At 67.6% G+C, this 12540-nt stretch carries 11 protein-coding genes and 1 pseudogene; 9 read left to right on the top strand and 3 right to left on the bottom strand.

Annotated features, from left to right (window positions below):
* Positions 1-175 precede the first annotated feature (175 nt).
* Positions 176-1195 (top strand): SGNH/GDSL hydrolase family protein, encoded by a 1020-nt coding sequence (locus tag ACV22Z_RS13570; RefSeq protein WP_448076801.1) that lies wholly within the window; start codon positions 176-178, stop codon positions 1193-1195.
* A gap of 123 nt (positions 1196-1318) precedes the next feature.
* Here the strand turns inward: ACV22Z_RS13570 and ACV22Z_RS13565 are convergent, their stop codons facing one another.
* The gene (locus ACV22Z_RS13565) at positions 1319-2707 is read right to left on the bottom strand and encodes a uracil-xanthine permease family protein (protein WP_448076800.1); all 1389 of its coding nucleotides are present in this window, start codon (positions 2705-2707) and stop codon (positions 1319-1321) included.
* A 255-nt stretch (positions 2708-2962) separates the two neighbouring features.
* Between ACV22Z_RS13565 and ACV22Z_RS13560 the strand changes: the two genes are divergently transcribed.
* Positions 2963-4120, top strand: a complete 1158-nt coding sequence (locus tag ACV22Z_RS13560) for an iron-containing alcohol dehydrogenase (RefSeq protein WP_448076799.1) — start codon at positions 2963-2965, stop codon at positions 4118-4120.
* A gap of 5 nt (positions 4121-4125) precedes the next feature.
* Positions 4126-4329 (top strand): annotated as a pseudogene (locus ACV22Z_RS13555) (putative glycolipid-binding domain-containing protein); the annotation flags it as partial.
* A 58-nt stretch (positions 4330-4387) separates the two neighbouring features.
* On the opposite strand, the gene ACV22Z_RS13550 reads toward ACV22Z_RS13555, so the two are convergent.
* Both ACV22Z_RS13550 and ACV22Z_RS13545 read right to left on the bottom strand, forming a co-directional pair.
* Positions 4388-5398: a sulfonate ABC transporter substrate-binding protein gene (locus ACV22Z_RS13550; protein WP_448076798.1), complete on the bottom strand. Its 1011-nt coding sequence runs from the start codon at positions 5396-5398 to the stop codon at positions 4388-4390.
* A gap of 240 nt (positions 5399-5638) precedes the next feature.
* Positions 5639-6046 carry a DUF427 domain-containing protein gene (locus tag ACV22Z_RS13545; protein ID WP_448076797.1) on the bottom strand — a complete coding sequence of 136 codons (408 nt, stop codon included), beginning with the start codon at positions 6044-6046 and terminating at the stop codon, positions 5639-5641.
* 361 nt (positions 6047-6407) lie between these two features.
* Between ACV22Z_RS13545 and ACV22Z_RS13540 the strand changes: the two genes are divergently transcribed.
* The 6 genes from ACV22Z_RS13540 (at position 6408) to ACV22Z_RS13515 (ending at position 12515) form a co-directional block, all read left to right on the top strand.
* On the top strand, positions 6408-8084 hold the full coding sequence (locus ACV22Z_RS13540; RefSeq protein WP_448076796.1) for an ABC transporter substrate-binding protein: 1677 nt from the start codon (positions 6408-6410) through the stop codon (positions 8082-8084).
* A gap of 778 nt (positions 8085-8862) precedes the next feature.
* Positions 8863-9045, top strand: a complete 183-nt coding sequence (locus tag ACV22Z_RS13535) for a Flp family type IVb pilin (protein ID WP_448076795.1) — start codon at positions 8863-8865, stop codon at positions 9043-9045.
* A gap of 88 nt (positions 9046-9133) precedes the next feature.
* Complete coding sequence (locus ACV22Z_RS13530) at positions 9134-9619, top strand: A24 family peptidase (RefSeq protein ID WP_448076794.1); 486 nt, start codon at positions 9134-9136, stop codon at positions 9617-9619.
* A gap of 19 nt (positions 9620-9638) precedes the next feature.
* On the top strand, positions 9639-10679 hold the full coding sequence (gene cpaB / locus ACV22Z_RS13525) for a Flp pilus assembly protein CpaB (RefSeq protein WP_448076793.1): 1041 nt from the start codon (positions 9639-9641) through the stop codon (positions 10677-10679).
* 47 nt (positions 10680-10726) lie between these two features.
* Complete coding sequence (locus ACV22Z_RS13520; RefSeq protein ID WP_448076792.1) at positions 10727-12109, top strand: type II and III secretion system protein family protein; 1383 nt, start codon at positions 10727-10729, stop codon at positions 12107-12109.
* A 16-nt stretch (positions 12110-12125) separates the two neighbouring features.
* Entirely contained in the window at positions 12126-12515 is a 390-nt protein-coding gene (locus ACV22Z_RS13515; RefSeq protein WP_448076791.1) for a CpaD family pilus assembly lipoprotein, read from the top strand.
* Positions 12516-12540: the final 25 nt, after the last annotated feature.

The raw sequence follows: 12540 nt of genomic DNA, 5'->3' as shown, positions 1-12540 counted from the left end.
CATCGATACTGCTTCGCAACCCTGGCGCAATTTCGATGCCTGCTGATGGGATAAATTCAGGGCGATAGCGCGTCCTCGATCCGATACGTCGCGCGCATCGCAAGATCGATGGATCGACTGGCGACGACCCTGCCACGCTGGCTCGATGATCAGGCCGCGCGGCGGAGGAGGAGCCATGCAAGGAATCCATCACACGTTGCGCGTCGCAACGCTTGCCGTCGCGCTTTTTCTGCTTGCCGCGTGTGGCGGCGGAGACGGATCGGGCGGCAGCGCGAGTTCCGGCCCTCCGCCCGGCGGCATCCACCTGCAAGTCGTTTCGTTCGGCGACAGCCTGTCGGATGTCGGGACCTATGCGCCGATCGCGAGCGTGGTGGGTGGCGGGCGTTTCACGACCAACCCCGGGCAAGTGTGGTCTCAAGACGTCGCGCAGTATTACGGTGACACGCTGACTGCGGCGTTTACGATCGACGCGACGCACAAGCTGAGTGCGCAAGGCGGGCTCGGCTATGCGGAGGGCGGCGCCACGGTCGCTACGCCGGCAAACCTCAACGACTTCCTGACCGATGTGATCGGCAACATCGAAATGCCCGTCAATCAGCAGGTTTCGAGCTACCTGTCCGCTCATGGCGGCTTCAATTCGAGTCAGCTCGTGCTGGTCTGGGCGGGCTCGAACGACGTGCTGCGTGCCGGGGCGCCGCCGGCCGCCGCGCAGACCGTGCAGACCGCTGCCACCGCGCTGGCTCAGGTCGTCGCACAGATCTTGCAGAACGGCGCGACGCATGTCGTGGTGGTCAACGTGCCGAATGTCGGACTGTCACCGAAAGGCATCGCGTCGCCCGATGGCGGAGCGAACCTGACCCAGTTGTCGCAAGACTTCAACAACGACCTGAACGCTGCGTTGCAGGCCAACGGCGTTCAAGGCAAGGTCATCCAGATCGATTCCTATACGTGGGTGAACCAGATCGTCGCGAACTTTCGGGCGAACGGTTTTGTCGTCTCGAACACCGCCGTCGCCTGCGATCCCGCAAAGACGCCCGATGCAACGTCGTTGCTTTGCTCGCCGGCTACCTACGTGACGGCCAATGCCGACCAGACCTACATGTTTGCCGACGACCTCCATCCGACGACGCGCGTGCATGCGCTGTTCGCCCGGTTCGTGGAGCAGCAGATCGCGAGCAGCGGTCTTGGCCATTGACCGAAGGAACGCGTCGTCGCCGCAATCGCCACGATCCGCTGGAAGCGCAGCGCGAAATTTCGCCTCCGGGGCGTGGCAGCAACTTGCCGGGCGGCCCGTCGAACGGGCCGCGCCGTCAGCGCATCATTTGCGCTCCGGCAAGAACCAGTTCATCACGAGCGCGCAGATGCCGCCAGTCGCGACGCCCGATTCCAGCACGTTCTTCAGCGCATGCGGCAGGCTGTTGAGGATGTCCGGCACCTGCGACACGCCGAGGCCGAGCGCCAGCGACACCGCGATGATCAGCAGCGCGCGGCGGTCGAGCTGGATGCCCGCGAGAATGTTGATGCCCGACGCGGCCACCGCGCCGAACATCACCATCGCCGCACCGCCCAGCACCGGCTCCGGCACGGCTTGCAGCGCGCCGGCGACGACCGGGAACAGGCCGAGCACGACGAGCATCGCCGCGATCCAGATGCCGACGTAACGGCTCGCGACGCCGGTGATCTGGATCACGCCGTTGTTCTGCGCGAACACGGAGCTCGGGAACGTGTTGAACACACCGGCCAGCAGCGAGTTCGCGCCGTTCACGAGCACGCCGCCCTTGATGCGCTGCATCCACACGGGCCCCTCGACCGGCTGCTTCGAGATCTTGCTGGTGGCCGTGACGTCGCCGATCGCTTCGAGCGACGTGACGAGGTAGATGATCAGCATCGGCACGAACAGCGACCACGAGAAGCCGATGCCGAAGTGCAGCGGCGTCGGGATCTGGAACAGCGCGGCTTCGTGCATGCCGGTGAAGTCGAGGCGGCCGAGGAACGCGGCCGCGAGATAGCCGATCACGAGTGCGATGACGAGCGCGGTGCTGCGCACCCAGACGATCGGCACGCGGTTCAGCAGGATGATGGTGCCGAGCACGAGGCCCGACAGCGTCAGGTTCTCGGTGCTCGCGAACGTGCCCTTGGCCATCGCACCGTAGCCGCCACCCATGCTGATGAGGCCGACCTTGATCAGCGTGAGCCCGATCAGCAGCACCACGATGCCGGTGACGAGCGGCGTGATGAGGCGCTTGACGAACGGCAGGATGCGCGACACGCCCATTTCGACGAACGAGCCGGCGATCACGACGCCGAAGATGGCGGCCATCACGGTCTCGACCGGGGTTCCCTGCTTGACCATCAGGCTGCCGCCGGCGATCAGCGGGCCGACGAAGTTGAAACTCGTGCCCTGCACGATCAGCAGGCCCGCGCCCAGCGGGCCGAAGCGCTTGCACTGGACGAAGGTGGCGATGCCGGAGATCACGAGCGACATCGACACGATCAGCGTGGTGTCGCGGCTCGACACGCCGAGCGCCTGACAGATCAGCAGGCCGGGCGTGACGATCGGCACGATGATCGCCAGCAGGTGCTGCAGGGCGGCGACGAAGGCGACCGTCGGGGCGGGGCGGTCATCCGGGCCGTAGACGAGGTCGTGCGCGAGTTCGGCGTCGTCGGCGCCGGGGGAAGCGGGTCGGTCAAGCGAGGCGGGTTGCATGGCGGGAGGGCCGGTCAAGATGGAAAGTGCGGAATTTTAACGGAACGGCCCGCCGACGCCCTGCAACGCCGTCGCACGGCGATTTCCGGGCAGGCCGTCGACGCGCGTGTACTTGACGCCCACACTGAAACGCCGCATGTTCAGCGGATTGAACGAGCGGCGATCATTCCGCTGCTCGATCGCCGCGACGCAAGCAACCAGGCAGCCGTACGGCGCGCCGGACGCCGGCACGGCGACCCACCCAGGAGACGCTGGATGAACCCGTTTCAATTCCGCACCGTGCCGAGGCTGATCGTGGAGTTCGGCGCAGCGCGCAAGCTCGGCGCGCTGCTGCGCGAACGATTCCCGTCGCTCGCGCGGCTGTGCGTGGTCACCGATGCGTTCCTGCATCGCAGCGGCATGCTGGCGCCGGCGCTCGAAAGTCTCGCCGCGCACGGCTGGCAAGTGACCGTGATCGACGGCGTCGTCGCCGATCCGCCGGAACACGTGGTGCTCGAAGCGACCGCGCGCGCCGCCGAGGCTGCGGCCGAGATCGTGCTCGGCCTCGGCGGCGGGTCGTCGATGGACGTCGCGAAGCTGATCGCGGCGCTCGTGCCGGGGCAGCAGCCGCTCGCGGACATGTACGGCGTCGACAAGGTCACGAGCACGCGGCTGCCGCTCGTGCAGATGCCGACGACGGCCGGCACGGGCTCCGAAGTGACGGCCGTGTCGATCGTGACGGTCGGCGAAGCGCGCAAGATGGGCGTCGTGTCGCCGCATCTGCTCGCGGACGTCGCGATCCTCGATGCCGAGCTGACGCTCGGGCTGCCGAGCGCGGCGACGGCCGCAACCGGCATCGACGCGATGGTGCACGCGATCGAGTCCTACACATCCGCGCGGCTGAAGAATCCGGTCTCGGACATGCTCGCGGAAAAGGCGCTGACGCTGCTGTCGCGCAACCTGCTGACGGCCTGCGCGAACGGGCAGGACCGGTACGCGCGCGAAGCGATGCTGGTGGGCGCGATGTTCGCCGGGCAGGCGTTCGCGAACGCGCCCGTCGCGGCCGTGCATGCGCTCGCTTACCCGATCGGCGGGATCTTCCACGTGCCGCACGGCCTGTCGAACGCGCTCGTGCTGCCGCACGTGCTGCGCTTCAACGCGCCGGCCGCGGCGCCACGGTATGCGGAACTCGCGGCGATCGTCGTGCCGGCCGCAACCGGCAGCGACGAAGCGAAAACCCGCGCGCTGATCGACGAGATCGACCGGCTGATCGTCGCGACCGGGATCCCGCGCACGCTGCGCGAGGTCGGGGTGGGCGAGGGCGATTTGCCGCGGATGGCGTCCGAGGCGATGCTGCAGACGCGCCTGCTCGTGAACAATCCACGCGACGTAACGGAAGGCGACGCACTGGAGATCTACCGGCAGGCGTGGTGACGCGCGGCGCCGGCGCCGACATTCGCACCGAGTGGTTGCGTTTTCCGTCATTCGAGATCGTGTGCGGGCAGCAGCGGTATACGCGCATCGATGCACACCGGTATCGATACGCGAGCGGCACGTATCAGGCGGATATCGCGATCGACGAGGCGGGTCTCGTCATCGACTACGACGAGTGGCGGCGGATCGGCGCGACGCCCCCCGCGTGATGCATGCGCGTGGCGCGGCGGGCGATCGCACTCGCGCGATGCGGCGGCCTGACATCGGCTAGCGCGCGTCGGCCACCGTCACCTTGCCGGGGATCAGCTTCAGCGTGCTGAACGTGTCGGCGATGTTCTGCTGATAGGCGAGCGTCGCGTCCGTGACCGGCTGCACGCCATATCCGGTGCGCTTGAGCGCGATCTCGAGCGTCGCCGTGTCGAGGCCGACGAGCGGCGACAGCAGCGCCGCGACTTCCGGAACGTGGTCGCGTCCCCAGCGGTCGACCGCGTCCACTTCGTCGAGCAGCGCGCGCAGCACCTGCGGCTGCGCGGCCGCGTACTTGCGTGCGGCGAGGTAGTACTGCGTGTTGCGCACGAGGCCGTCGCCGTCCGCGATCACGCGCGCATCGAGCTGTCGCTGGGCAGCCGCCAGATACGGATCCCAGATCACCCACGCGTCGACGTTGCGCTGGACGAACGCGGCGCGCGCGTCCGCGGGCGTCAGGTAGATCGGATGGATGTCCGTGTACGCGAGGCCCGCGTGCTGGAGCGCCTTCACGAGCAGGTAGTGGACGTTCGATCCCTTGTTGAGCGCGACCTTCTTGCCGCGCAGTTGCGCGACCGAGCGGATCGGCGAATCGGGCAGCACGACGATCGCTTCGCCGTGCGGCGCGGGGGGCTCGTTGCCGATGTAGACGAAATCGACGCCCGCGGCCTGCGCGAAGATCGGCGGCGTCTCGCCGACCGTGCCGACGTCGATCGCGCCGGCGTTCAGCCCTTCGAGCAGTTGCGGCCCGGCGGGAAACTCGAGCCATTCCACTGCGACGCCCTGGCTCGCGAGCCGCTTCTCGAGCGTGCCGCGCGCCTTGAGCACGACGAAGTTGCCGTATTTCTGGAAGCCGACGCGCAGCCGCGTGCCGCCGCCTTGCGCTCGGGCCGCACGGCTCGCGAGCGGGCTGAGCGGGCCGAGTGCGGCGACTGAGGCGAGTGAAGCGAGCCCGGCGGCAGCGCCGTGAAGAAGCTGGCGGCGGCGCGGGTCCGCCGGCGCGGTTTCGACGGGAGGAATGCTTGTGTGCATGGACGCGTCCTGCGTGTGGAGAGCGGGCGAGCCTGCCGTGTGCGACGGCAGGCGCGATGCGCGGGCCGGGCTGCAGCAAGCCGGCCCGCGCCAGATCCACGACGATAAGCGGGCGCGCACGGCGTTCCAACCAACGATTGCGCATATGCAAATCAGCCGCCGGACGATCGGGCTGCAGCGTGCGCGATGGCGGATGACGCGCGACGCGCGCGAAGCCGGGGTCGCGCGTCGCACGAGCGGTCAATGCACGGCGACGGGTATTTCCTCGATCGAATCGACGCGGTCCGGATAGAACGCGAGGTGTGCGCGAATCGAATCGACGGACGGATACGGATGCTCGTAGGTCCACGCCGCGTTGACCGCGCGCGGGCCGCCGGACGGGATCGAGTAATACGCGCAGTCGCCCTTGTACGGGCAGTAAGTCGCATGGTCGGTGCGTTCCAGCAGCGCCATGTCGACGTCTTCGCGCGGGATGTAGAGCACGGCCGGATAGCTGGCCTCGCGCAGCGACAGCGCATGACGCGTGTCGGCGACGGTCTTGCCGGCGACGATGACCACGACGCGAGACTTCAGACGCTCGGTCGTGATCGGGTGATCGGGGCCCGGGATTTTCATGGGCCGGGTATTCGGGTCAGGACTGCTGGGCATGGGTTCGCTCCTGGACTCGGCGGTTCGCTGGGCGCCGCGACGGAAGGCGGCGCAGGCCGGGGTGCCGATATCGGCGGCCTGCACCCGATACCTTGCGCCGATTCCGGCGGTTTTGCCACCGGCAGCGACGCGGGCACGAAACCGGCACCATATCGGCACCATATCGGCACGAACGCGACACCAAGGCGGCACGAACGCGGCACGAACGCGGCACGAACGCGGCACGATATCGGCCGCCGCCGATGCTGCCCTCTGCTGTCCGATGCGATAAGCAATGGCGAATTAATTGGTAAGCGATCCGCGCGGCGCGCGCGAAGATGGCGCGACGTCACCGTGTTCCTTATCTTTCGTCCCTGCCATCATGAAAATTCCTGTCGTTGGGCACACCACGCATCGTGTGCCGTTGAAGGCGTTGGCCGTTGCGGTGTTCCGCGCAGCGATCCGTTCTGCGGCCGCGTCGCTTCTGTTTGCCGGCGCTGCGTCGCACGCGTTCGCCGCGCCCGTCACGGGCAAGACGCTCGTGTTCTGCACCGAAGGCAGTCCGGCCGGTTTCGACCCGGGCCAGCACACGACGAGCACCGACTTCGACGCGAGCACGCACACGATCTACAACGAACTGGTGCAGTTCAAGCGCGGCACGCTCGATCTCGAGCCCGGGCTCGCGACAAGCTGGGACGTGTCGCCCGATCGGCGCGTCCATACGTTCCACCTGCGGCGCGGCGTGAAGTTCCAGACCACCGCGTGGTTCAGGCCGACCCGGCCGTTCCAGGCCGACGATGTCGTGTTCACGTTCCGGCGGATGCTCGACCCGGACGACCCGTTTCGCAAGGCGTATCCGACGAGTTTTCCGTACTTCAGCGACCTCGGCTTCGAGCGCAACATCGAGCGGATCGAGAAGATCGACGACGACACGGTGCGCTTCGTGCTGAAGTCGCCGGACGTCGTGTTCGTGCGCAATCTGGCGATGGCGTTCGCGTCGATCCTGTCGGCGGAGTATGCGACGCAGCTCGCCGCGCGTCATCGCGAGGCCGACATCGACCAGTTGCCGGTCGGCACCGGGCCGTTCCAGCTGCGCGCTTACCAGAAGGACGCGGTGATCCGCTACGACGCGAACCCCGACTACTGGAAGCCGGACGACGTGAAGCTCGCGCATCTCGTGTTCGCGATCACGCCGGATCCGGCGACGCGCGTGCAGAAGCTGTCGGGCGGCGAGTGCCAGGTGTCGGTGTTTCCGCGGCCCGCGGATCTCGACACGGTGCGGCGCGATCCGAAGCTGACGCTGTTCTCGGGGATGGGCTTCAACGTCGGCTTCGTCGCGTACAACACGCAGCATGCGCCGCTCGACCGCGTCGACGTGCGGCGTGCGCTCGACATCGCGATCGACAAGGCCGCGATCGTGAAGACCGTGTTCAACGGCGACGCGAAGATCGCGTCGAACCCGATGCCGCCCGCGCAATGGTCGTACAACCCGCGGCTGAAGGACGCGCCGCACGATCCTGCCGCCGCGAAGGCGCTGCTGGCGCGCGCGGGTTTTCCGAACGGATTCGAGCTGACGCTGTGGGCGATGCCCGTGCAGCGCCCATACAACCCGAACGCGAAACTGATGGCGCAGCTCATCCAGCAGGACTGGGCGAAGATCGGCGTGCGCGCGAACATCGTCAGCTACGAATGGGGCGAGTACAACCGGCGCTCGAAGCGGGAAGGGCAGCACGACGCGATCCTGTACGGCTGGTCCGGCGATAACGGCGATCCGGACAACTGGCTCGGCACGCTGCTCGGCTGCGAGGCCGTGCACGGCAGCAACCTGTCGAAGTGGTGCAACGCGGAATTCGAACGGCTCGTCGACCGGGCGCGCGAGGATGCCGACGTCGCGAAGCGCACCGCGTTGTACGAGCAGGCGCAGGTGGTGTTCAAGGACCAGGTGCCGTTTACGCCGATCGCGACGTCGATCGTGTCGCTGCCGGTGTCGAAGCGCGTGCGCGGGCTTACGTTTTCGCCGCTCGGCGGGCACCGGTTCGACGGGGTGTGGCTGGAGTGAGAGGCTGAAAACGGACCCCGTGCGGCCAATTTGTGTCGGATAACTGATTGATACGTGATGATTCTGAAATGCACATTTGATTGGCATGCGAATCGACATGAAAATCGGTATGCAAAGCGGCAATCGAATGCAGTGCAGCAATCGTCCGGCCGATCGCCGGATTATTGACAGGTGCGAGATGGCCGGATCAGGCGATCGCGATTTCGTCGGAATTCGACAGGACGGCTGACCGCCGATTTGGCAAGGGATGTTGCATTCTTACTGAATGCATCGGGGGCGTCGGAATGTTTTTCTACCTGCTAAACGGCAGGCGGGCAGGCAGGCCGGCAGTCCTGAGGCACGTGCCGGCACTGCAGTCAAGCGAACGAAACCGATTTCGTATTGCAGGTTTTTACATTGTTTCAATTCAATAAACGTGTTCGATCCCGCAGCGTGTTACGGAATGAGTTTTTATTCATGGACGGCGTCAGAAATTCATAATTGGATGCTGACTCCAAATAATTTGAAATCGCCCGAGAATTTGGCTATATATTAGACGAACAAACGATGCCGGCCATCGTGCCGGCCGGCATCGAAACAGACGTGCAAACGAAGCCGAAATGCGCGATCGGCTGGTTCAGCGCGTCGCAGCGATCGAGTTGATCCGGGGGATGTGCAAGGGCCGATGCAGGTGCCGTTCACATATCGCGTACTGGCGAACGAGACGCAACGCCGCCGGAGCAACGCTACGTCATTTCGTTCAACGGTCGATCCATGACCTCATCAGAAGGAGGTTGTCATGCTGCAATACGCCAAGTCCCTGCTGCGCGACGAGCGCGGTGTCAGCTCGCTCGAATACGTGGTGCTCGCGGGTATCGTCGTAGTTGCGCTGGCGGCGGTCGGCACGATCCTCAGCAGCACTTCCGGCGGCCTGCCGAGCATCTTCTCGGCGCTGATCACGAAGGTAACCGGCATGGTCTGATCCCCTGATCCACGCGCCGCCGACGAACGCACGGATCCACAACGATTCGACGAATCCTGACGGGGCGCGCCGAAGGACGGCTCTCCTGATGCTCTACTTCGTGCAGTCGGTTGCGACGGTGGTGCTGGCATCGCTCGCCGCGCAGGATCTGCGCGCGCGGCGGCTGTCGAACCGCGCGGTGCTGGCGTTCGCTGTCCTGTATTTCGTCGCGGCGGCGCTTGCGCCCGATGCATTCGCGGCTGTCGCCGCGCACGTCGCTACGGCTGCGGCGATGCTGCTGCTGTTCGGCTGCTTCCGCCACGTCGGCTGGGTCGGCGGTGGCGACGTGAAGCTGGCGGCTGCGGTGTTTCTGTGGGCAGGCCCCGCGCGGCTCTTTCCCGTGCTGACGGTCGTCGGCGCGAGCGGGCTCGCGTGCGCGATCGCGATGCTCGCGGCCGCCCGGCAGCGGCGCATGGCGCCCGCGCGGCAGGCTGCCGCAGGTGGCGTGCGCGATGTGCCGTACGGCGTCGCGCTGGCCGCGGGCGGCATGCTGTCCGTCTGGACATCGATTCAGCACGCCGTGTCGATCACATAGCCGGGGGACAAGCGCCGCCATGCCCAAACCGCTGAGAATGGCCGCGATCATCATAGCCGCCGGCGTCGGCGCGTTCATCCTGCGCGAACTGTACGTCGCGGCGTCGACCGGCAAGCCGCCCGAAGTGTCGGGGGAGGACCGTGTGCGCGTCGCCGCGGCCGACCTGCCTGAAGGGCTCCTGCTGCGCGACAACGATCTGGCCTGGAAGCGCATCCCGCATGCGCAGGTGCCGCCAGGCGCATTCGTCGACACGCAGCCCGGCGCGGAGCTGAAGGGCGCGCTGCTGCGCAACGGCGTCGGCGCCGGTGCGCCGATCCGCGCGGAGAACGTGATTCCGGCCGGCGCGCCGGATTTTCTCGCGGCCGCGCTGAAGCCGGGCATGCGCGCGATCTCGGTGCCGGTCGACGACGTGTCCGGCAACGCGGGCCTGATCCAGCCGGGCGACTTCGTCGACGTGCTGCTGACCCAGCAGGTCGGCGGCACCGCGACCATGCCGGGCGCGTTCGAAGCGGAGACGGTGGTCCGGCGCGCGCGCGTGCTCGCGGTCGGCTCGGAATTCCAGCGCACGAAGGCCGCCAGCGCGACCGATGCGACCGCGCGTGCACGCACGGTCACGCTCGAGGTTGCGCCGCGCACCGCGCAGGTCGTGCTGGTCGCGACGCGCCTCGGCACGCTGTCGCTCGCGTTGCGCAGCTTCGCGACGAGCGACCGCAGGCAGCCCGCCGGCGGCGACGAACTGGAGCCCGACGCGGCGCCGGTGTGGGCGGGCGACGTATCGCGCGCCTATCGCGATGCCGGCGATACCGCGCGAGCGCCAGCCGCGGCGCGCGATGGCGGCACGCGGGCGCCGCCGCCGGGCAACACGGTCGTGATCTATCGCGGCTCGACAGTCGACGACGGATCGCGCGGTGGCAGCGTCGGCACGCCGGGATGGCCACCGCTACCGTCCGGATTGCCCGGACTGTCGGTATCGCAAGGTGCGCAGGCCGGGGGCGCTGCGATGGCAGACACGGCAGCCAACGCGGCGGCGCAGTTGCCGAAGGCGGCCGTGCCGCAATGACGGATCGGGCCGCGCCGCTCGCCGGCCGGCCGTTGACGGGAACACGCATGGTGCGCTTGGTACGTTGGTTCGCTCTGGGGTGGCTGGCCTGCGCGATCGCGCCGGGTGTCGCGTGCGCGCAGGCGGCGCGCGCGCAGGACGCCGGCGCGCCGCTGTCGATTGCGACCGGCAAGGGCGACATGCTGACGCTGCCCGAGCCCGCGGTCGCGATGTTCGTCGCCGATCCGAGCGTGGCCGACGTTCAGGTGCCGTCGGCACGCACCGTGTTCGTGTTCGGCAAGAAGCCCGGCACGACCACGCTGATCGCGCTCGGCGCGAACCATCGGCCGATCCTGCGCAAGACGGTGATCGTGCAGGCCGATACGCAGTCGCTGCAGGGCGTGCTCGACAGCCGGTTTCCGCAGTTGAAGCTGACGGTGTCCGGCGCGCCGGGATCGCTGATGGTGTCGGGCAAGGTGCCGAGCGCGGCCGACGCGGACGCGGTGATGCAGTCGCTCACGCCTTACCTGCACGACAAGGAAAAGCTCGTCAACCGGCTCACGCTGTCGCGCCCGATCCAGGTGAGCCTGCGCGTGCGCGTGACCGAGGTCGATCGCAACGTCGTGCAACAGCTCGGCATCAACTGGAGCTCGCTCGGCGGCGCCGGCAACTTCGTTGGCGGCCTTTTCAACGGGCGCACGCTGTTCGATACGACGACCAACCTGTTCAACCTGTCGCCGACGGGCGCGTTCTCGGTGCTCGGCGGGTTCAAGGCGGGACGCTGGTCGATCGATGTCGTGCTCGATGCGCTCGACCAGGAAGGGCTGATCACGCTGCTCGCGGAACCGAACCTGACCGCGATGTCCGGCGAGACCGCGAGCTTCCTCGCGGGCGGCGAGATCCCGATTCCGGTCGCGCAGAGCGGCAACACGGCCGGCGCGATCACGATCGAATACAAGCCGTTCGGCGTGTCGCTCGACTTCACGCCGACGGTGCTCGCCGAGAACCGGATCAGCCTCAAGGTGCGGCCGGAAGTCAGCGAGGTCGACCCGACCAACAGCGTGACGACGGGCGGGATCAAGGTGCCGGCGCTGACAGTGCGGCGCGTCGAGACGACGGTCGAGCTGTCGAGTGGGCAGAGCTTCGCGATCGGCGGGCTGCTGCAAAGCCAGACGAGCGACATCGTCTCGCAGATCCCGGGGCTTGGCCGCCTGCCGGTGATCGGCCGGCTGTTCTCGTCGAAGAACTTCCAGGACAACAAGACCGAGGTCGTCGTGATCGTCACGCCGTACATCGTGCAGCCGGCCGGGCCCGGCCAGCTCGAGCAGGCGCTCGATACGGTCGCGCGGCCGAGCAGCGATCTCGAGTTCGCCGTGCAGCGCAATCTCGGCCTCGACCTGATGTCGGGCGACACGCCGCGCCTCGTCGGCGCCGCGGGTTTCGTGTACTGACTCCGGAGGTGTGCCGATGCGAATTCGAACCACCGTCGTTGCGCTGCTGCAGCTGGTGCCGCTGTTGCTTGCAGGCTGCCTGTCGGCGCCGCCGCCGCTGAACCTGCCCGACGCGTCGGTGATCGGCTTCGACGGCGCGCGCGCGGTGCCCCCCGACTGCGCGAAGCTGATGCAGCCGTCGCATCTCGTCGACGCGGGCTTCGGGCGCGCCGGCGTGCCGTTCGGCTGCGCGACCTACACGAACCTCGCGACGATGCTCGCGCGACCCGAGGATCTCGTCGCGCCGGTGCCTTACGCGGGCGCCGACGCGGACGTCGCGGCCGGCGCGGTGCGCCGCTATGTCGAGGACCGCGTGAAGGAGCCGATCCCGGGCCGCACGCAGACGACCGGCACGCCCGGGCATTGAGCTTTCTTGCGCCGACTTTTGCCCA

Source organism: Burkholderia sp. PU8-34 (assembly GCF_053427725.1).
The sequence above is the reverse complement of the archived record's forward strand: the minus strand, read 5'-3'. Positions and strand labels throughout refer to the sequence as shown.

What these genes read in the sequence shown, in the direction of transcription:
- ACV22Z_RS13570 (WP_448076801.1), top strand. Translation starts at nt 176, where the DNA reads ATGCAAGGAATCCATCACACGTTGCGCGTCGCAACGCTTGCCGTCGCG.
- ACV22Z_RS13565 (WP_448076800.1), bottom strand. Translation starts at nt 2,707, where the DNA reads ATGCAACCCGCCTCGCTTGACCGACCCGCTTCCCCCGGCGCCGACGAC.
- ACV22Z_RS13560 (WP_448076799.1), top strand. Translation starts at nt 2,963, where the DNA reads ATGAACCCGTTTCAATTCCGCACCGTGCCGAGGCTGATCGTGGAGTTC.
- ACV22Z_RS13550 (WP_448076798.1), bottom strand. Translation starts at nt 5,398, where the DNA reads ATGCACACAAGCATTCCTCCCGTCGAAACCGCGCCGGCGGACCCGCGC.
- ACV22Z_RS13545 (WP_448076797.1), bottom strand. Translation starts at nt 6,046, where the DNA reads ATGCCCAGCAGTCCTGACCCGAATACCCGGCCCATGAAAATCCCGGGC.
- ACV22Z_RS13540 (WP_448076796.1), top strand. Translation starts at nt 6,408, where the DNA reads ATGAAAATTCCTGTCGTTGGGCACACCACGCATCGTGTGCCGTTGAAG.
- ACV22Z_RS13535 (WP_448076795.1), top strand. Translation starts at nt 8,863, where the DNA reads ATGCTGCAATACGCCAAGTCCCTGCTGCGCGACGAGCGCGGTGTCAGC.
- ACV22Z_RS13530 (WP_448076794.1), top strand. Translation starts at nt 9,134, where the DNA reads ATGCTCTACTTCGTGCAGTCGGTTGCGACGGTGGTGCTGGCATCGCTC.
- cpaB (WP_448076793.1), top strand. Translation starts at nt 9,639, where the DNA reads ATGCCCAAACCGCTGAGAATGGCCGCGATCATCATAGCCGCCGGCGTC.
- ACV22Z_RS13520 (WP_448076792.1), top strand. Translation starts at nt 10,727, where the DNA reads ATGGTGCGCTTGGTACGTTGGTTCGCTCTGGGGTGGCTGGCCTGCGCG.
- ACV22Z_RS13515 (WP_448076791.1), top strand. Translation starts at nt 12,126, where the DNA reads ATGCGAATTCGAACCACCGTCGTTGCGCTGCTGCAGCTGGTGCCGCTG.